The organism is Bacillus sp. FSL H7-0578 (assembly GCF_038630855.1).
Lineage (GTDB): Bacteria > Bacillota > Bacilli > Bacillales > Bacillaceae > Bacillus > Bacillus safensis.
Map to the genome: position 1 here is coordinate 3,497,629 of NZ_CP152045.1, position 20,041 is coordinate 3,517,669.

Genomic DNA, 20,041 nt, shown 5'->3' on the forward strand with positions numbered 1-20,041 from the left:
ATTTTTTTTTGATACGGTCAACTAGAAAGAATGACATATTACCTCTCAAAAATGACGAAATGGGGGCAAAAAAGTCTAAAAAAATACACAAAAACACTCTAAAAAGAGTGTTTAAAGTGTGTATTTTACAAAATCAAGAGCAGTCCCAATTATAGACGACATTCTCGAAATTTTTTCGTTTAAGATCTTCTGGTTTGATAAAAAAGTTGGCGATTCCGCAATCTCCCCACATCAGATCTACTTCATCATCTGAGTCAATTTGCAATAACAGAACGGTATGTTCTTGATCTTCATAAGTACGCGGGTCTTCTTGTGTAAACCCTGGATACCCGCCCAATTTGTGACCAAAGCCACTCGCTGTTTCATAGAATTCATCCAGCAGGGCATCTGCTTCATCGCCATTAACACCATCTGCATCTTCGAATAGGTCCCAGCTGTTCTTTCCTGTGACTTTTTCAAAGCGGAAATCTCCTACACTGATCGTTTCGCTTGATAATTCACTTGTAATCGCGCCTTCCTTCGTCACAGGAAAATAAAAATCATCTGGAATTTTCACAAAAGAAAAATCAGTCATTAACTCTTCTTCTGCCAAGAAAGGTTCCTCAATAAATTTGATGCGAAAATCTTTTTGCTCTGTTTTATGGTCAATATTCATCCCATAAAGATCATCATGCACAGAAATAAAAACTTGCATAAGTCCTGTTTCTGGATAATCCTTCAGCTTCGGCAGCTGGCCGAAATTAATTTGTGCCAAAAGTTTCATAGGATGTCCTTCTCCGTCAACTGGATATTCGTCGTTTTTGGGAAAATAAGGATCACCAGCTATTTTGCTGTCGTATGGTCCTGTTTTTCCTTGTTTCATCTGTAATTGAATCATTGGTTTTTCCGTTTCATCTAACAACGGACGGTAGGGTGCAAGTATTTCTTTCAGCTTCGCTGATTGTGTCACGATGATCTTCCTCCTTATGAATAGGTCTAATGACAAAACTAGTCTCTCTTTTTCTATCATACAGAAGTGTATCCTGCCTGTCAGCGATAAAACGGTCATAATCCTAACAAGTTTCTCACCTTGAAATGATAAAAAAACCTCCGATTCAGCTGGAGGTTTTGTCGTTCTTTTATTTCACTTGATAGTTTACTAAGTCGTTTGCTAATGCTTTCATCGTTTCGTTTGTTTCGTGAAGACCTTCAATAATTTTTGTAAAAGTGCCTACTAGCTCTGCCTGATGCTCAGAGGAAGCGACAATTTGCGCAATTTCTTCTTCCATTCCTTTGATCGATCCCTGCACATCTTTTAGGGCTGTTTCAATATCAGTCGTCGCTTGTTTCGCGTGAGTTGACAGCTTTCTCACTTCTGTTGCGACCACTCCAAAACCTGCTCCTGCTTCCCCTACTCTTGCAGCTTCTATTGATGCGTTGAGTCCAAGTAAGTTCGTTTGATCAGAGATACCTTTGATGAGATTGGACACTTGATTGATTTTAGAGGAATTTTCGACAGTGGTTTTCGTATTTTGTAGAATTTGTTCACTTGTCGCTTGTAGTTCCTCTGAATGTGCGGCAACCTGCTGTACCATTGCGACTAGTTTTTCGGAAGCTTCGTTGCTCTCCGTCATGATGTGATCTAATCGTTGTTGATTCGTTTGGTCATATGCCACACAGAAGGCAGCAACCACTTGACCTGATTCATCAGAAATTGGAACGGCTACGATATCCATTGGAATCCCGTATACTTCTTTTGGCATTTGAATAAACGATGGTTCTCTCCCATTTTTCAACATCGCAAAGTTTTGGAATCCAGCATCTAGTGCATCACCAGCTTTAAATCCTAAATCAATATTCCCATGCTGCTGATAGTAAAGAACCTTCTCTTTCCCTAAAACAGAAAAGGTTAGCTGCTCTCTCATAGCAAGTCCAATGATTGGTAAAGCGTCTATTATGTTATCAATTCTCTGTGACATTCGCTTACGTTCATCCTCTCTATTTCTCAGTACACCTTCTTTATCGGTTCGTTATATGATCTATTACAGCCTGTAATGTGCACTAATATCAATCAAATGACCTAAGTCATATAAAAAGCCCACATTCTATCAAGAGAATGTGGGTGTTTTTTAAACAAAGTAAATGCACATGAAGACACTGATACCGATGAGAAAAAGATACATATAGTCAATCCATGAGGTGCTGATGTTATGATAATACGTTCGCTCTTTCGTCCCTGTGAAGCCCCTGGCTTCCATCGCAATCGCTAAGCGCTCTGATTTTCGTACACCTTGTGTAAAAAGGGGCAATGCATAACGCATAAAGGCTTTCCAGCTGTTTTTTTGTTTGTAGCCTCTGATTTTATGTGCAGCTTTCATTTGTTTTAATTCACTTTGAAATAACGGAATAAACCGGAAGCCGGCAAGCATGCCATACGCCCATTTTGGGGACATTCGGCATTGGTGAATCAGACTCATCATAAATGCCGTCAAATCTGTTGTGGACGTAAAAAGGAGACCAAATGTCACAAATCCAAGCATTCTAAAAGCGATGGTGAGCCCATTTCTTAAACTCTCCTCTGTGATATGAAACCACGCCCACTTCCAAACGGTATGATCTCCCTTGCCGAAGGCCGCCATCATCCAGAACACGAGAATAAAAAAGAACAGATAAGGGACAAGCCTTGTAACGAGATACTTCATATTCCATCCACCTAAAACAACTCCAATGCCAAGAGCAAACAGCCAAATGATAAAGGTTGTTTTAGGGTCAGAAATCGCCATAAGACAGCCCATCGCAAGCAGATGAGCGAGTAATTTCATGACTGGATTCACAGTAGAAAGAAAGGAATGATTACTTTGCAATCGTTAGCACGTCCTTTCTTTCTGCCACATAGCGATAATGCAAAGGAGCTCTTAGCCGATAAGTATCAACAAATTCCTGATTTGAAAATAAATCATAAGGAGTGCCATCATACACATGCTTCCCTTGATGAAACAGAAGCACTTGATCGGCACACTCATCGACAAGCTCCATATCATGTGTGACCATCACAATGGTAGTGCCTTGGCGCTGACGCTCTTTTAAACGCCTCATTAATTCCTTCGCCGTTTTTTCATCCTGCCCGAAAGTCGGTTCATCTAACAGCAATACATCTTGATCAAAGAGGAGCATCGTGGCAACACTCAATCTTCTTTTTTGCCCTAAACTTAAGGTGAAGGGATGTGCTTTTGCATGCTTCTCTAAACCGAACTCTTCCAGCAGCTGAACCGTTTTTTCTTGTACGACAGATTCTGGCCAGTTTCGCTGTCTGCCGCCAAAGGCAATTTCATCGAATACTGTGTCTTGTATAAATTGAAGCTCTGGATTTTGAAACACAAAGCCTGCTTTTTCATATAGTTCTCGGTCTGACCACTTTTTTAGGAGTGTATCTTTTAAGAAAATGTGGCCTTTTTTCGTTGGCTCTAAACGAACCAAATGTTTGAGAAGTGTGCTTTTTCCACTTCCATTTTCCCCAATGATCGCCACCCAATCCCCTGATTTGATATCAAGCTGGAGATCACTCATAATCCTTTTTTTCCCGTAGCTTAATTGAAGATTTTCTGTACGAATCATTGTCTTTCGTTCGATTGATGGCACTTTTTCTCGCTGCTCTTTTCGTGCTTTAAAGGTTTGCATAAAGGTTTGACCCAGTGGATGAAATGGATCTTGAATGATCGTGGACCATTTCTCGGGAAATAATTTGGGCCGCCAAATTCCTGCCTCTTTCATTTCTTCCTCATATGCCGCGAGCACATCATTTGGAGCTCCATCTGCTAAAATGCTGCCTTGATCATCTAATAAAATCACCCGGTCCATCCATTCGATGACACCATCAAGCACATGCTCTACAAAAATCATGGTCTGATGCTGATCGGCTGCAAGCTGCTGCAGCAGTTGAAATATGTCCACTCTACCTGCCGGGTCAAGCTGTGCGGTCGGTTCATCAAAGAATAGAACATCCGGCTGTAATGCGAGTAGACAAGCAAGTGCCAATCGCTGCTTCATGCCGCCAGATAAAGTGTGAATCTCTGTATGCGGATCGACATTCAGTTGGACTTTTTGCATGAGCTGCTGAATGATGTCATCCATCTCTTCACGAGGGACGGAACGGTTCTCTAAGCTAAAAGCAATTTCTTCATTGACGCGGTGCATACAAAACTGAGAGTCTGGATCTTGAAACATGACGCCTGTATGTCTTTGCAGCACCACTTCACCCTGCATGTCGGCTTCCACATGCTCTGGAATGATTCCAGCCAGAACCGAAATGAGCGTGGATTTCCCGCTTCCGCTCGGTCCTAAAATAAGCACCTTTTCTCCTTTTTGAATCGTAAGGGAGATTTGATGCAAAACGGGCTTAGGCTGTTCATAAAAACGGACAGAGAGTTCATTGCACGCGAGAAATGAATTCATGCTGTTCACCTTTGTTTCGTTTTTCTTTCATGATGGCATATTGATTCAGTACACCTGTTTTGGATAGTGCGTCCACCACCACTTTCGCAAGGCAGCCGCCAAGTATCATTCCACTAATGATTTGAGTCACAAGCGTCATAAGTAAAACTTGAGGCGTGTAATATCCAAAGCCATTTGCCACGAGACTGTAAGCCATCGCTCCGATAGCGGCAAAGGCACCAGAGAGCATCAGTGTCCACATGCGATACCGTTTATAACCAAAAAGAGCAAAGGCGATTTCTGCCCCAAGCCCTTGGCATACACCAATCAGCAGAGCTGAAAGTCCAAAGTGGCTTCCTGTCAATAATTCCACAGCAGCGGCGGCTGTTTCCGCAATCAGAGCAGCTCCCGGCTTTTGAATGATATATGCAACGATTGGACTGGCAATGACCCATATTCCAAACATGATGTTGCCTCCTGCTGGGCCAACAAGTGCTGTAATCGGTAAGTATAGCGTGGACCATCCTAAATAGATCACACCGCACGCAACGGATAAAATCACCGCAAGGACGACTTCTTTCATCTTCCATGTCATGATGAATGCACCTCCAGTTGAACTGGCCACTCTTCAACAGTGAAGGCCATTTCCCAAAACTTGTACTCGAGCTGGCAGCTTAAGATAAAATGCTGTTTCATTTTTTCCTTTTCCTTCTCACTTGCTGCTTCCGCCAACTGATCGAGCCGCTTGCAAAGCTCACCTGTAACAGAATCGGTTAATCCTCCATAAAACGTGATCCACTCATAAAACGGATGTGACGGGTCCGGCTGCACATCTGTAAGCATTCGTTTCCCTATTTCCCAATATGTCCAAGGACATGGAAGCAGGACAGCGATGACTTCACCAAGCGTGCCTTCTTGCGCAACTTGCAGCATGTGATGAATATAGTGATGAGCACTCGGAGCCAAAGAAGCACCTTGGAGCTCATCATATGCTACTCCTGCCACTCGGCAAAGGTTTTGATGAGGGTGCGTCTCACTATCTAGTACAAACGCAATCTGCTGATGAAAAAACGCAATATCCTCTCTGTCTGTACATCTGCTGAGCGCTGCTGCATAAATTTTAATGAATGCTTGTAAGTATTCTGCATCTTGTTTGACGTAATGAATGATTTGTTCCTTTTCCAGCTTTCCTGCTGCCAGGCCTCTGACGAACGGATGCTGATAAATGGCTTCAAATAACGGTTCTGCTTCTTTCCTTAATTGCGTAGAAAATGTCATAAAAAAAGCCTCCTCTTCTTCAGTTGAATAAATGAAAAAGCCACCCCAAATGGAGCGGCCTTCTTATCAATTCAATCATGAATAAGACAAGGTCCAGCTCCACTTCCCTCCGCTAGTACGAACTAGATCAGGTTCAAAGGGTCCAAGATTTTCTCTTGTCTCAGTCATACATGACTCCCCTAGTGGACTTTTGTCATTTAATTATCTTTACTCTACACATGTGGCGATTTGATGTCAACCGCCTTTCTTAATTCAACGTTCTGATTGTTGGCAGCTTCTCGATCCCTGCAGCATAGTAGAAATTCAGCACACTGAAGAAATCAATCGGCTTTCCTGTTTTTAAATCTACAGCTAAAATATGATCACCGTAATTTGTCATATCATCAATATCTAAGCGTCTTGGTGTTGTCTTCCCGAGTGTATCAACAAAGGTATCATGGTAATATTGCCCGCTTGCATATGATGATTGATGGTACATAAACAATGTCTCAACATCTAAGTAAACGAGGATGGCTTCTGAGGAGCTCGCATAAGGAGCTGAGTATGACACAGGAGCCGAAATGTTTTTTACTTTCACACTTGAGATTGAATGAGTTCTTTGTTCGTATTTTCCATCATAAGAGAAATAAAAAACACGCTCCCATTCATAATTTGCTGTCTTTGTTTGCTTATTGTATACTTTTGTACCATTTGCAAATACATCACCGTTTGCATACTCAGCTACAAAATATTGCAAGGTGGACGAAAGAGATACAGCCCCCGTGAAATTGGGCGGGTTTTTTGCATTTACTTGTATCGTGTAGGAATCTCCAAATTCTCCGCCGCTTGTAATACCGAATGCATAATCACCTGCTGGTAAGTTGGTCAATCCAAGCAGGCTGCCTGCCGGTTGAATCAAATCTGTCGGGTAGGCTTGTCCTGTTTCATAATCAACAACAAATAATTGAACAAAATAATCAGGGTTTGAAGAGGTAATCCGGCTGATGAGTGCCTGAGGTGAAGATGTGCTTAAAAACCATAAATCAACTGGGTCGTCCTCTGTTAAGACAGCCGATTGATTAATAGCTAGTCCATCAATGGAGCGAACGGCAGACGTGCGCATTTTGCCTTCTTTAGCAGCTTTTCGTTTGATACTGATTCCTTTCTTCTTATTCACTTTAAATGATTTTTTCACTTGCTTCTGTTGAATAGCGGTTCCTTCATCCTGCTTTTCAAACGATTCTTGCACTTGCTGAATCGCTTTTTCCGTCAGTGGTGATATTTTCCCTTCTGATTTCGGTGCTTCTTCTGCTTTTAATGCTGGTGACAACAAACCTGTTGCGACGAGTAAAACAGATAGTAAAGCTGCGGTGATTTTGACATAAAATGCTCTCACAGGAACATCCCCTTTTTCCTCATTTGGGTTTTTTACCCTGTGATTATTTTACCATTATTCTAATTATTGTTTTGGTCTTTTTTGGGACATTTTTATAACAAAAAAACCAGCCGCATGAGTCACGACTGGTTTTTGATCGTTTTATGCAATAGTTTTGACAAACAAGCGTGCTGTTTCTGCACTTGATCCCGGGTTTTGTCCAGTGATGATTTGTCCGTCAACGACAGCAAATGGCGCAAAGGCGTCTCCTTTTTCAAACGCTGCCCCCTGCTCACGAAGTTTTGTTTCCAATAAAAATGGAACCTTTGATGTCAGCTGCACGGCTTCCTCTTCTTCGTTTGTAAAGCCTGTGATTTTTTTGCCTTCGATAAATGATTTGCCATTTTCATCCTTCACATCAACGAATGCTGAAACGCCATGACAAACGGCTCCGATCGCACCATTTTTATCTGAAACTGCTAAGATCGCATCCGCTACCAGTTGATTAGACGCAAAGTCGATCATAGGGCCGTGCCCTCCAGCAAAGAAAATTCCGTCATAATCAGCGGGATTCACATCTGTAAGCGCCTTTGTGTCTTGAAGTAATTCATATACATCTTGATATTGCGCTGGGACACCTTCAGGAATTGAATTTTTGTCAATTGGTACAGTGCCACCTTGAATAGAGACAATTTGTACTTCTAGTTCATTTTCTTTAAAAATATGAAATGGCTCTGCCAACTCTTCTAGCCATAAGCCTGTTGGATGTCCATTCATTTCTGGGCTGCTTGTCGATACTAATAACACTTTCTTACTCATCTTGATCATCCTTTCGATTTATCCTGTGGTTATTTTATATTTTGCACAATTAAATATCAAGCAATATGACTTTAGGCCAGCTCATTATGTTATACCCGATTTTCTAAAAAATATGGTATGACTCGAAATCTAATCAATATGTCACATTCTATTGGTAGGGAATTTCATGTAAAATTGTCATTGAGTGATATAATATGAGGAAAGATTGACAGATCTCTCGTCACATGAGGGGATTTTTAAAGGAGTGGAAAAGAGATGAAAACCTATTCGATTGTGATGATCATCATCACGCTCTGTATTATATTGGCCGTCTTTTTGATGAACCTAACGGGGGTCATGTACGGAAAAATCATTTTGGCCGTTGCCGTAGCCCTTTGTCTAACATCCATTATTCGTTTGATGGGTCTTCGAAAAAGATAAAAGCCGCCCTCACCAGGGGCGGCTTTATTTAAGATTAGATCGCCAGCATCAGTGCAATGAGTGCAAGCAGTGCTGGTACTCCTTGTTTGATGATAATTGATTTATTGGATGTTACACCGCCAAATACTGCTGCGATGATCACACAAAGAATGAAAAACAGCTGAATCATATATCCAACGGTATTCGATCCAAGAATGAGCCCCCAAATGAGTCCTGCAGCTAAAAACCCGTTATAAAGCCCCTGATTGGCAAACATTACTTTGACATTTGGATCTTTTTGCAAGTGTTCTGGCAGCTTAAAAGACCGCTTCGCCATCTTTGATTCCATAAAAAACATTTCTAATAACATGATGACAATGTGTTCTAATGCGACAATTCCTACTAAAATCATTGCTAAAATATTCAATTTAGTTAATTCCTTTCTGATAGACGGTCACGAATCTCTATTTTGTCCGTGTATAAATCAAAGTCTTGTATTAATTCTAGCGCTTCTGTAAAGCGACTTTGTGGAATGTCTTTCATTTTTCTCACGCCGAATTCCTTTTTAATAAAAGCCATGATGGTATTGATATGAAGCTTACCGTGGCCATCATACTCCAAATGGCTGCAAAAAGTCTGCATCGTCCCTCGAATCACCTTTAATTGCTTGGCAGTGACACAACTCATTGGTAACGCTCATCCTTTCCTTTGTTTTAACAGCTAAAAAGAATCATGGTTGAAAGAAAAACCTTCCAGTGTCTATTATATAATGGTTTCATTCGGATATCAAAATAAAAAAGAACAGACATTCGATTTAAAAAACAATCGTGCCCTCACAATCCTTTTCTCACATATCAAAAAGCCGGATTCAATGGTAGAATCCGGCTTTCTATTTAGTTACTTTTCGAAATTAATATCTTTCCAACAGAACGATCCTTACTTTGTCCAACGACTTTAAAGGATAACCCATATGTCGGTACATCGCGTCCTGCATCTGGGTTGTTTGGATTCACATAGTTCTTTTTATCACTAAATGTACGAGCCGGTCGAATGTAGCGATCTTGCAAAGTTAAGCCCGTTGTTGCTGTATAATCTATATTCAGCTTCGTACTTGGATTCAAAGAGAATGCTGCATCATGTACTTGGAACCCTGTGGCGGCAATGGAACCGTCACTCCATTTTAATACTTGCTGATCTGCATCTACTACGCCAAGGAATCCGTTCCCCGGATGTTTTCCTACCCAGTTATCACTGTATGATTGATCGACATACCAAACGACCAACCCGTTATTATAGCTCATCAGACTTGCCCCGCGTTTAATATGCTTTAAGCCTTTATCGACATCAGCATAAGAGCGCCACTCTAGTAAATAGTATTGTGCTGCATATTGTTTTCCATTAGATTTTGAGAATCCATTAAAGGTAAAAGTAGACGTGCCCTCGGCATCATCTGACCATACTTTCGCTCCATCTGCGGTGATGTTCAGGTCATCTACGAATAAGCCTGGAAGTGCATAGCCTGCATCAGTTGTGTAACGGAATTGCAGGTCGATTTTCTTCCCTGCATAAGCAGACAGGTCAAAGGCTGCATCTACCCAGCCGTCTGATTTTCCGTCGATGCCATGGCCTTCGTTTGCACCTGCTTCATTTCGATCATTCGTGATGTTACCCGCGATGGTCTTCCATTGATCAGTCCCTGTTTCACGCACTTCGATATACGCATAATCATAATCTTCTTCAATATCGTACCATGCTTTAAATGTCAGCTCTGCTTTGCTTCCTTTTGACAAATCAATACCTGTTGTCGTCATGGTTGCATTCAAATTGTCACCCGTTCCGCTGAAGTACGAATATTTCCCTTGAGCAGGTGTCGTGACGACAATCTCTTTATCTGGTAAATCGACTCGAACGGCATCATGGTTCGTTCCTTTTGTTGCTGCTTCATCAATTAATACTGTTTTGCTTTTCTTTAATGTTTTACCATCGATGGTTTGTCCAGAAAGCCAGTTGCCCCCATGCAGATTTTGAAGCATCTCTTTCGCATATGGGCTAAAGCCTGTTGGTTCCGTACCAGGAACTTTACCTGCCCAGCTTCCGCTTGACATAATCGACCAGTAAGAAACGGGCTCTCCTCTGCCTGTGTACTGTGTATCGTACTCGTCAGGAAGACCAAGATCATGTCCGAATTCATGTGTGAACACACCTGCTGCGCCATCTTCAGGCTCGATGGTGTAATCCAACGCGCCTAATTTCCCGCCTTGTCCGACTTCAGATTCAGTATCCGGAATTTCAAATACATCACCAAGTGACCAGCGGTGTGACCAAATCGCATCAGCGCCAAGTTGTCCGCCGCCTGCTTCTTCACCTACGCCGGCGTGAACGACCATCAGATGGTCAATGATGCCGTCTGGCTCGTTATAAACCCCGTCGCCATCAATATCATAGCGATCCCATTGATCATACTCGCTGAGATCAATATTCGGATCTTTTGCTGCTGCTTCGAGTGCTTCTTTCACCAATTCGCGCGGTCTGCCGTCACTGCCTGAATCGTCAGGTACGTTCCCGCCGTAATAAGCTGCTTCATGCTTCGCTGTATACCATCCTGCAACTGTTCCACTAACTGTGTAACTGCCGCCAGACTGCTTTTCATAATATTGCTTCATGGATACTTTCCGTTTCCCATCTGGACCGATGTAGCCATTTTTTCCGAAAAGCATATCTTGATAGTGCTGTTGATCGTACTTGTCATAGTACATATCAGTCTCTTCTTTTTTGATACTATTATGCTTATAATCTTTAAAATCTACTAATAAAACCAATACTTTATCATTGCGGACGTCACCTTTATACTTTTCCTTTTTGACCGGTTTTACTTGATTGCCTTCTTTTCCTTTATGCTTCTTTAATTTTTTCTTTTTGGCAAGTTTGTTATGTACCTCTTGTTTGTATTCTTTCAGGAATTCAGGCTCTTCTGTTAAGGTGCTGGCACTTTGTTTCATTGCCGATTCTTCTTTTTTCTTTAGATAGTTCTTTAATGCTTTTTGGGTTTCTGCCTCATTGGCATTCTTTTTGATCTTTCCTTGTTTTTTCAAGGCTTTGATAAGACGGTCTTCATTCACGACACTTGAGTCAAATGGAATACCTGAATAATGACCGCCATCTGAGGATGTTGATTTTTCTGTGGTGTGGGCAGATAGAGGGGTGCTGAAAGCTGTCAATGTGCCTAAACTTAGGACAGCGGTTAGTGCAATTTTCGTCCATTTCCCTTTTTTCATATTGGTTCCTCCCTATTTTGGTAATAAATAATATCTAATTCTAGCATATTCCAATATAGTTAAGTCGAAAAACATTTTATTTTCAGAAATTTTGTGGAAAATGCACAATACGTGAATGAAATGGGTGGAACCATATGTCGAAAATAAAAGAACCCTAGGCGATAACCGCCTAGGGTGTTTGTTGTTTTTCTATGAAAGCTGCTGGCCTTGAAAAGCAACCACGTCAAGTGGAGCGGCTAAGAATTCTTTTGCCTTCGCTACGAAAGCCTGGAAATGAGCACTTGCATTATGGCTCTGAACCGCAGCGTCATCTTTCCACACTTCTACCATTAAAAATGTATTTTCCTTTTCTGTATCCTTGAATAGCTTGTAGGAAACATTGCCTTCTTCAGCCTGTGAAGCTTTCATTAATTCGTTGATTTCTTCTAAAAATACGTTTTCTTTTTCTGGATGAATGGTCATCCCTGCATGAATAATGATCATGTGATCGTCTCCCTTTTTTTAAAAATTATTTCCACTCTGTGATACGGTCGATCGGTAAACGGTAAGATGCATAACCTTCGTCAGCCGCTTTCCCAATGGACAGAAGCATGACTGGTACATAACGTTCTTTATCCCATCCAAATGTTTCAGCGATGACTTCTTTATCATATCCGCCAATTGGATTTGTATCATAACCGTGTGCACGTGCAGCAAGCATAAGCTGCATAGACACAATCCCACCGTCAATTAAGATGGTTTCGCGGTTCACTTGCTCTGGAAGAACCTCAAAGTGTGCAGTTAATGCAGCAATTTGTCTTTCTTTCACTTCTTGCGGCATGTAGCCATTTTCTACTGCTTTTGAATAAATTTCTTCTAAGTATTCATTGTTTTTCATATCTGCAAAAACTGCAATGACAGCTGCTGATGTTGACACTTGAGTTTGGTTGAATTTTGCAAGTGGTGCAAGCTTTTCTTTTCCTTCTGGGCTGTCAATCACCATGAAGCGCCATGGTTGTGCATTTACTGATGATGGTGCAGTTGTTGCTTCTTCTAAAATCTCTGTCATTTCTTCTTTGCTGATTTTCACAGATGGATCATAGTTACGAATAGAGCGGCGCCCTTTCATAATTTCCATAAAATCGTTTGTTTTTAATGTTGTAGCCATGTGTAACACTCCTTTAGGTTGTTTGAATCTTTTCGATGTTTTGTTGTATACGGATGAGCACATCAGTCAGAAGCCTTCGTTCTTCTTCACTTACGTTTTCAAGCATTTCTGAGATAAATCGTTCTTTTTCTATTTTAGAAGCTTCGATTCTCGTTCTGCCTTCTTCTGTTAAGCGGACAAGTGTGACTCGATTATCTTCTGGTTTTCTTCTGCGTGTGACCATTCCTTTTGTTTCCAGCTGTTTTAAATGACGCGTCACAGCTGCACTATCAATATTTACTTTTTTCTGCAAATCTGATTGGCTGATTTCATCGGCTTGGAATAACAGCGATAGCAACTCAAGTCTTGATTGGCTGATGCCCGTACATGCTTCGAACTTCACGCCCATCATACGGTTCACGCACTGCAAACGATATAATACCTCTGCCTCTTCAGAGCAAAATGCAGTCAATGCCATCCCCTCTTTTCTATTCAGAAATCAATTACTTGATATATCAATCATTGACTCGTCAATTAATATACACCCATTGTTTGATGATTGCAAGAGGTTTGTTTCATAAAGTGAATTTTTTTATTTCAATAGAAAAAGACGCGCCTAAAATAACCATAAAAAAAGACAAAAGCGACGAATCGCTTTTGTCCTTTTTCTTTATTCAGTAATGACCGTGTGGATCAATGTTGGTGCATCGGCATGATCAGCAATGCGGATGTTGTCATAAATTTTCTCCATGACATTTGCAACATCTTCACGATTCGCATGCAGAGTCACAAGTGAATCTCCTTTTTCAACACGATCTCCCACTTTTTTGTTCAGCATGATGCCGACAGATAGGTCGATATCGTCCTCTTTTGTTGCGCGTCCTGCTCCAAGGATCATCGCTGCAACACCAATTTCATCCGCGACGATTTCAGCTACGACACCTGATTCTTTGGCAGGTACTTCAATTTTGTAAGGTGCTTGCGGCAGTTTTTCAGGCTGATCCACAATTGAGCTGTCTCCACCTTGGTTTTCTAAGAATTCCTTGAATTTCTCAAGTGCTTTACCGTTTTTCATGACTTCAATTAGCTTTTCTCTTGCTTCATCAAGTGTGTCTGCTTTTTTCGCAAGAACGACCATTTGACTTCCTAATGTGAGCACAAGCTCGTTTAAGTCTTCAGGGCCTTCGCCTCGGAGTGTGTCAATCGCTTCTTTCACTTCAAGGGAATTCCCAATCGCTAATCCTAGCGGCTGAGACATATCAGAGATGACCGCCATTGTTTGTCTGCCTACGTTGTTTCCGATGCGAACCATGGCTTTTGCAAGCTTTTCTGAGTCTTCTGGTGTTTTCATGAAAGCACCTGCGCCTGTTTTCACATCAAGTACAATCGCATCTGCACCAGCAGCGATTTTCTTACTCATAATGGAGCTTGCAATAAGCGGAATTGAGTTAACAGTTCCTGTCACATCACGAAGAGCATACAGCTTTTTATCAGCTGGTGTCAGGTTGCCTGATTGCCCAATGACCGCTACTTTATGACGGTTCACGAGCTCGATGAATTCGTCTTTTGTAATTTCTACGTGGAAGCCTTTCACCGCTTCAAGCTTGTCCACTGTACCGCCTGTATGCCCAAGGCCGCGCCCAGACATTTTCGCAACAGGTACATCTAGTGCTGCAACAAGAGGGGCGAGTACAAGCGTTGTTGTATCGCCTACTCCGCCTGTTGAGTGCTTGTCTACTTTAATACCGTCAATGGCAGACAAGTCAATTGTATCTCCTGAGTTCGCCATAGCGAGTGTTAAGTCTGCACGTTCTTGATCCGTCATATCTTGGAAGAAAATTGCCATAGCCAAGGCACTTGCTTGGTAGTCAGGAATTGTTCCATCCGTATAACCTTTGACAAAGAAAGAAATTTCCTCTGAAGATAATTCTTTTCCGTCACGTTTTTTCGCAATGATATCTACCATTCTCATTGTTTTCACCATTCCTTTTTTTAAATTAGAAAATTAAACCGACTACACCTGCTGTTAAGAAGCTGACAAGAGTTGCACCGAACAACAGCTTTAATCCAAATCGTGCGACGACGTTCCCCTGCTTTTCGTTTAAGCCTTTGACTGCTCCAGCAATGATACCGATAGAAGAGAAGTTCGCAAATGATACAAGGAATACAGAAATGATCGCTTCTGTACGAGCAGTGAAATGCAGACCGTCTCCAGATAGAGCGAGCATCGCAACAAATTCGTTCGATACCATTTTGGTTGCCATAATGCTTCCTGCTTGTACCGCTTCGCTCCAAGGTACACCAACAAGGAACGCAAATGGAGCAAAGACATATCCAAGTACATCTTGGAAAGAAACACCAATGACTGCTGTAAAGATACCGTTAATCATCGCAATTAATGCAACGAATCCAATCAACATTGCAGCAACAACAATCGCTACTTTGAAACCATCCATAATGTATTCGCCAAGCATTTCGAAGAAGGATTGTCTTTCTTCCTCAACGACTTCAAGCATGTCTTCGTCCTTAGACACTTCATATGGATTGATGATCGATGCGATAATAAATCCACCAAATAGGTTCAGCACAAGTGCTGTAACCACGTACTCTGGTTTAATCATTTGCATGTATGCACCAACAATCGACATCGATACCGTCGACATTGCAGATGCACATAATGTATAAAGACGCTGCTGAGGTAATAATCCAAGTTGTTTCTTAATAGAAATAAAGACTTCTGATTGACCTAAAATCGCAGACGCTACTGCGTTGTAAGATTCTAGTTTCCCCATACCGTTCACTTTACTAAGCAAATATCCGATTCCGCGTACGATAAGCGGAAGAATACGCCAATGCTGCAGGATACCGATTAACGCCGAGATAAAGACGATCGGCAGTAAAACATTGATGAAGAAAGTGGACGCATTATCATTCATTAACCCGCCAAATACGAAGTTGATTCCTTCACCGGCATAGCCTAGAAGCATTTGGAATCCTTTTGCAAAACCTCCGACTAGGAAGTTTCCAACACCTGTATTGAGCAGAATATAACCTAAAATAAATTGCAGTACAATCATGACAATTACTGGACGGAATTTCACTCGTTTTTTCCCATTACTAGCCAGCCATGCAATGGCAAGAATCACTAGCAAACCGATGATACCAATCACGTATTTCATGTTTTTCCTCCTTGAATGAATTCGTTTACATTAATGCGCTTGTATAGAACAAACCCTATTTTGCAAACAAAACGCGGAAGAAATTCCCAGAAGTGAGATCCTTCCGCATATGACTTTTTCATCATTTATGAGTCATGAATGTTATCCTACCATAGGATCGTATGAATTAATAGTCTTTCGAAGGAGCTGATTGATCCCCTTTGATAATGGAAACGCCTGCACTAGCGCCAATACGGGTAGCACCTGCTGCTGTCATTGCCTCAACGTCTTCTTTTGTTCTCACGCCGCCTGATGCTTTCACACCGATGTCAGGTCCTACTGTTTTACGCATTAATGCGATGTCCTCAGCAGTCGCACCGCCTGTACTAAATCCAGTCGATGTTTTCACAAAATCAGCGCCGGCTTTCACTGAAAGCTCACAAGCTTTGACTTTCTCTTCATCAGTAAGTAAACATGTTTCAATAATGACTTTCACTAATGCTTTGCCTTTTGCTACGTCTACAACTGCACGAATATCTTGTTCAACCACATCATATTCGCCGTCTTTCAATGCCGCAACATTGATGACCATGTCCACTTCTGTGGCACCGTTTTCAATGGCATCCTTTGTTTCGAATGCTTTTACCGCTGTTGTGTTTGCGCCTAACGGGAAACCGATGACTGTACATACATCTACACCTGTTCCTGCTAGTTCTTTCGACGCTAGAGATACCCAAGTTGGGTTTACGCAAACAGATGCAAATTGATGAGTCTTTGCTTCTTCAAGTAACTGCATAATTGCAGCTCTAGTTGTATCTGGTTTTAGTGCTGTATGATCAATGAGCTTCGCTATCGTCATGCTTCACACTTCCTTTTAATTATGATACTTTCATCATATATGACAGATGAACAATTGTAAACATAGTTATGAAATTTTGTTCATCTATTTTGTGACATTTAAAAGAGCCCTCGCTGTGTGCTGATCGATGATCAATACATTCGCATATTTTCCTCTTAGTGCGCCGTGTATAGAAGCCACCTTTCGATGACCGCCAGCGACAAGAATGGATCGTTCTTTTGTCCTTAAATCATCTAACTCCACGCCAATTGTGCGATTGTTAATGGCTTCACTGCAAATGCGTCCATCTTGATCATAAAAGCGCGAGCAAATGTCTCCGACACTGGATTGCTTGAGGAGCGCTTTTTCTTCTTCACGGAAATAACCTAGTCTAAACAAAAGTGCTTCATCTCTGACCGTTCCAACAGTAAACACAGCGATATTCGCCTGCTTGCCCATTTCAATAATTCGCTGAATATGTCTGTCCTGCTCAACCATCTCTTTGACGGCAGCACTATCAAATACTACAGGAAGCGGCAAATAACGCGGTGCTGTTTGAAAGGCCTCAGCAAACAGCTGGATGGTTTCCGCAGAATATGTATTCACATGAGAATGGCTGATTCCACCCTTGAGCTGGACAACCTCTACACCTTTTACCTGTTTAGGTTGCATCTTTTGTGCAATTTGATACATAGTCGTTCCCCAGCTCACGCCAACGATATCACCGTCTTTCACCGTTTCTTGCAAGTAATCTGCACCAAATCGGCTCAAATAATCGGTGATGGTTGGATAGTCGTCCTTCGGCGAAAACACCACATGAGCTTCGAGCAGGTCATATTTTTCCTTGAGCAATGAAGAAAGCTCATTTAAATCTTCAAACGGATCCATCACCGTAATCTGGACGTACCCCTTCTCTTTCGCATATTGAAGCAGCCGAGATACAGTCGGTCTCGACAGGTCGAGCTGTTTGGCAATTTCCTGCTGGCTGTAATCAGACAAATAGTAAAGCCTTGCCGCTTCAATACTCAGCTGTTGTTTCTCTCGATCCATTCATACGCCCCCTTTTTCTTCTATCATAACAAATTGTTCACCTCATCATGCACAAATGTTCATTTGAAGAAAATCGTATAAGCGGCATGAAAGGTCTCATTTTTTTCTAATGTTTGAATCCCAAACTTCTCCCTATACTGTCCATTCGTCCCTTCCATATCGGCGATGCCATACCACGGCTCAATACAAACAAAAGGAGCCATCGTTCCTTTTTCTTGATCATAAGGCGACCAAATGCCAACGAAAGGAAAGCCTGTGAGATCGACCTCAACTCCGTGACCTGCACCTGAAGTCAATGACACTCGATTGATATGGCTAAAGATCATCGCATCAAGCTGAAAAAGCTCCGGTCGAAGCTGGATCGACTCAAGTTCAATACCTTTTTCTTTCTCTCTGACAAGTGAATTCCGCAGTTCATATTGCACAGGGAGATGCTCAGTGGAAGGTGTCAATGTGAGTGAATAATCTGCTGTTTGCTCGCCTTCAAGAAGAGGAATACGAAATGCTGGGTGCCCTCCAATGGAGAAATACATCGTATCCTCTCCGTCATGATCAATTTCCCAGGAAATCTTCAGTCCATTTTCCAATAGTTCATAACGAATTCGCGCTGTAAATTCATACGGGTATTGCTTCACATGCCGGCCTCTTGATTCATATTGAAAGGTCACCGTATGCTTCGTTTCTTCATATAAATCAAAATTGACATCACGTAAAAAACCATGCTGCGTGAGCTCAAAGGTTTGATCGTCCATCTTGTATTGGTCATTCATTAATCGCCCAACAATCGGAAATAAGACAGGCGACACCCTGCCCCAATAAGCTGGATCACCAGACCACATATAGTGACGCCCGCTTTCCTTGTCAAGCACCTCCCTGACTTCCGCTCCTTTTTCATGAATCTGAACCAATAACTGATCATTTTCGATCGTTCTCATTCAACACATCCCCTTTCCTTCTACTTTTATTATGACAGGGATTTTGGTTTTGAGTATAAAAGAGTTAGTTAGAATAAAAAAGACTTCTCCCTTCTAGGGAAAAGCCGTTTAAATTACTTATTCATCATCATCTTCTATAGTCCATCTAAGACCTTTGATTTGTTTTAAACTCTCAATTTCTTCTTCGTTTTCAGGAAAAATATAGCTCTCCTCTTCATGTGAGCTTGAAACCATCCACTCTTTCCCATTTTTGAAGAATGATAAATCCTCCAGTAAATTAGGGTGAACCCACCCGTATAGAGAGTTCGAAAGTTCTTTCAAAAGATTTTTTGTGTGTTCATTGGCATAATAATAATAAACATATGCTGTTTGACCATCTCCTAGAATCGTGGTAGCCCATTCAGACTCTTCCTTCATTTCTTTAAGAGATGGTGAAAGTTTATCTAGAATTTCACGATAATCAGCAAAATCAGCAAAATCTTTTCTAAAAACTAATTGGAACTCATCACATACTTCACAACATAAATCGATGAGCGCATTGTATTCCTTCTTTCTTGGTTCACGATTAAGAACAATCATCGAAAACCTCCTCTATCTCAATTTCTTATCTAGGGGCGCCAAAAAAAGCATGTGCTCCTGTTCTTTCATATTTACCTTTTAATTTATAAACTGGATGATAGTGATAATGTTTATTTTTTCCTTTTTTGTCAATTTCTGCACCTATTACTTTTCCAATCGGACTGGCTGCTTTAGCAATAGATTGTGCATTGCTTTTGGAAGTAGACCATGTATCTTTTTTCTGAGCTAATCTTTTTACAGCGTTTGCACGACTTACGCCTTTTCCAATAAATAAATGAGGTTTATCTTTGTCTCGATAAGCAATAAAGTGATTATGTTTATTGTCTTTCCTTTTTATAAATTCAGAATAAGCAATATAGGTAACACCTACTACTGTTACTGCAAGTCCCAAAGCTAATAAATGTTCTAATAGAACTGCCCCAATAGCAATACCAATAGGGATAACAAATGCAAAAGATGCTTGAATATCTTCAGAATTCACTTCATATTTCTTATCATCTTTTGTATCTTTAAATGTAACATCTAAATTATCATTTAAAAGTGTCTGCAAGTCAACTTCATAATCCTTTGAAACCTTTTCACCTTCACTACCAATTTCTTCAGTTTGATAACTGATTTCTGTTGTTTTTTTATTTAGAGTTAGAATACCAGTTACTCCGTCTTGCTCCTGTGAAATTACATATTTTTCATTACTATCTTCTAAAACATGAAAATCTTTTGTGGTAACAGCCTCTGTTTTATTTGGAAATTGGAAAAACAAAGTTATAACCAGCGATAGACATATAACAATTGAGATTAACTTACTTATTTTATTCATCCT

General features: G+C 41.1%; 21 protein-coding genes, 1 pseudogene and 1 riboswitch. Of the genes and pseudogenes, 1 reads left to right on the forward strand and 21 read right to left on the reverse strand.

Going from position 1 to position 20,041, the window contains the following annotated elements; genetic code table 11:
* Positions 1-133: 133 nt before the first annotated feature.
* The 8 genes from MHB41_RS18015 to MHB41_RS18050 all read right to left on the reverse strand — a co-directional run bounded on the left by MHB41_RS18015 (position 134) and on the right by MHB41_RS18050 (position 7,861).
* Complete coding sequence (locus MHB41_RS18015) at positions 134-949, reverse strand: YwqG family protein (RefSeq protein ID WP_251232375.1); 816 nt, start codon at positions 947-949, stop codon at positions 134-136.
* 169 nt (positions 950-1,118) lie between these two features.
* On the reverse strand, positions 1,119-1,958 hold the full coding sequence (locus MHB41_RS18020; protein WP_340899686.1) for a methyl-accepting chemotaxis protein: 840 nt from the start codon (positions 1,956-1,958) through the stop codon (positions 1,119-1,121).
* A 150-nt stretch (positions 1,959-2,108) separates the two neighbouring features.
* Positions 2,109-2,843 (reverse strand): energy-coupling factor transporter transmembrane component T, encoded by a 735-nt coding sequence (locus MHB41_RS18025; protein WP_340899683.1) that lies wholly within the window; start codon positions 2,841-2,843, stop codon positions 2,109-2,111.
* Positions 2,833-4,431 carry an energy-coupling factor transporter ATPase gene (locus MHB41_RS18030; protein ID WP_340899681.1) on the reverse strand — a complete coding sequence of 533 codons (1,599 nt, stop codon included), beginning with the start codon at positions 4,429-4,431 and terminating at the stop codon, positions 2,833-2,835. Before MHB41_RS18030 ends, MHB41_RS18025 begins: the two co-directional genes overlap by 11 nt.
* Complete coding sequence (locus MHB41_RS18035) at positions 4,406-5,005, reverse strand: ECF transporter S component (RefSeq protein ID WP_025093768.1); 600 nt, start codon at positions 5,003-5,005, stop codon at positions 4,406-4,408. Before MHB41_RS18035 ends, MHB41_RS18030 begins: the two co-directional genes overlap by 26 nt.
* Positions 5,002-5,688, reverse strand: a complete 687-nt coding sequence (gene tenA, locus MHB41_RS18040) for a thiaminase II (RefSeq protein ID WP_326135936.1) — start codon at positions 5,686-5,688, stop codon at positions 5,002-5,004. Before tenA ends, MHB41_RS18035 begins: the two co-directional genes overlap by 4 nt.
* Before the next feature lie 87 nt (positions 5,689-5,775).
* Positions 5,776-5,879, reverse strand: a riboswitch (TPP riboswitch).
* A gap of 56 nt (positions 5,880-5,935) precedes the next feature.
* The gene (locus tag MHB41_RS18045; RefSeq protein WP_065214972.1) at positions 5,936-7,063 is read right to left on the reverse strand and encodes a hypothetical protein; all 1,128 of its coding nucleotides are present in this window, start codon (positions 7,061-7,063) and stop codon (positions 5,936-5,938) included.
* Positions 7,064-7,204: 141 nt separating this feature from the next.
* Entirely contained in the window at positions 7,205-7,861 is a 657-nt protein-coding gene (locus MHB41_RS18050) for a type 1 glutamine amidotransferase domain-containing protein (protein ID WP_034281379.1), read from the reverse strand.
* Positions 7,862-8,116: 255 nt separating this feature from the next.
* On the opposite strand from MHB41_RS18050, the gene MHB41_RS18055 reads away from it, so the two are divergent.
* Complete coding sequence (locus MHB41_RS18055) at positions 8,117-8,281, forward strand: hypothetical protein (RefSeq protein ID WP_003214630.1); 165 nt, start codon at positions 8,117-8,119, stop codon at positions 8,279-8,281.
* 34 nt (positions 8,282-8,315) lie between these two features.
* Here the strand turns inward: MHB41_RS18055 and MHB41_RS18060 are convergent, their stop codons facing one another.
* From MHB41_RS18060 to MHB41_RS18120, 13 genes and pseudogenes are all read right to left on the reverse strand, one after another.
* Positions 8,316-8,687 (reverse strand): DUF1304 domain-containing protein, encoded by a 372-nt coding sequence (locus tag MHB41_RS18060; protein ID WP_034281380.1) that lies wholly within the window; start codon positions 8,685-8,687, stop codon positions 8,316-8,318.
* Between the two features lie 5 nt (positions 8,688-8,692).
* Entirely contained in the window at positions 8,693-8,947 is a 255-nt protein-coding gene (locus MHB41_RS18065) for an ORF6C domain-containing protein (protein WP_012011773.1), read from the reverse strand.
* A 206-nt stretch (positions 8,948-9,153) separates the two neighbouring features.
* The gene (locus MHB41_RS18070; RefSeq protein WP_065214973.1) at positions 9,154-11,535 is read right to left on the reverse strand and encodes an immune inhibitor A domain-containing protein; all 2,382 of its coding nucleotides are present in this window, start codon (positions 11,533-11,535) and stop codon (positions 9,154-9,156) included.
* A 189-nt stretch (positions 11,536-11,724) separates the two neighbouring features.
* The gene (locus MHB41_RS18075) at positions 11,725-12,018 is read right to left on the reverse strand and encodes a putative quinol monooxygenase (protein ID WP_024423933.1); all 294 of its coding nucleotides are present in this window, start codon (positions 12,016-12,018) and stop codon (positions 11,725-11,727) included.
* Positions 12,019-12,043: 25 nt separating this feature from the next.
* Positions 12,044-12,682, reverse strand: a complete 639-nt coding sequence (locus MHB41_RS18080) for a nitroreductase family protein (RefSeq protein ID WP_340899677.1) — start codon at positions 12,680-12,682, stop codon at positions 12,044-12,046.
* A gap of 13 nt (positions 12,683-12,695) precedes the next feature.
* A pseudogene (locus tag MHB41_RS18085) lies at positions 12,696-13,180 on the reverse strand (MarR family transcriptional regulator).
* 151 nt (positions 13,181-13,331) lie between these two features.
* Complete coding sequence (locus MHB41_RS18090) at positions 13,332-14,633, reverse strand: pyrimidine-nucleoside phosphorylase (protein WP_041087525.1); 1,302 nt, start codon at positions 14,631-14,633, stop codon at positions 13,332-13,334.
* A gap of 25 nt (positions 14,634-14,658) precedes the next feature.
* Positions 14,659-15,840 (reverse strand): NupC/NupG family nucleoside CNT transporter, encoded by a 1,182-nt coding sequence (locus tag MHB41_RS18095; protein WP_041118288.1) that lies wholly within the window; start codon positions 15,838-15,840, stop codon positions 14,659-14,661.
* 166 nt (positions 15,841-16,006) lie between these two features.
* Positions 16,007-16,678 carry a deoxyribose-phosphate aldolase gene (gene deoC, locus MHB41_RS18100; RefSeq protein ID WP_034281386.1) on the reverse strand — a complete coding sequence of 224 codons (672 nt, stop codon included), beginning with the start codon at positions 16,676-16,678 and terminating at the stop codon, positions 16,007-16,009.
* Positions 16,679-16,762: 84 nt separating this feature from the next.
* Complete coding sequence (locus tag MHB41_RS18105) at positions 16,763-17,707, reverse strand: sugar-binding transcriptional regulator (RefSeq protein WP_041118292.1); 945 nt, start codon at positions 17,705-17,707, stop codon at positions 16,763-16,765.
* Between the two features lie 59 nt (positions 17,708-17,766).
* Positions 17,767-18,642: an aldose 1-epimerase family protein gene (locus MHB41_RS18110; RefSeq protein WP_340899674.1), complete on the reverse strand. Its 876-nt coding sequence runs from the start codon at positions 18,640-18,642 to the stop codon at positions 17,767-17,769.
* 117 nt (positions 18,643-18,759) lie between these two features.
* Positions 18,760-19,221, reverse strand: a complete 462-nt coding sequence (locus MHB41_RS18115; RefSeq protein ID WP_098677079.1) for a stage III sporulation protein AH — start codon at positions 19,219-19,221, stop codon at positions 18,760-18,762.
* A 25-nt stretch (positions 19,222-19,246) separates the two neighbouring features.
* Complete coding sequence (locus MHB41_RS18120; RefSeq protein ID WP_140352791.1) at positions 19,247-20,038, reverse strand: SAR2788 family putative toxin; 792 nt, start codon at positions 20,036-20,038, stop codon at positions 19,247-19,249.
* Between the last annotated feature and the right edge of the window lie 3 nt (positions 20,039-20,041).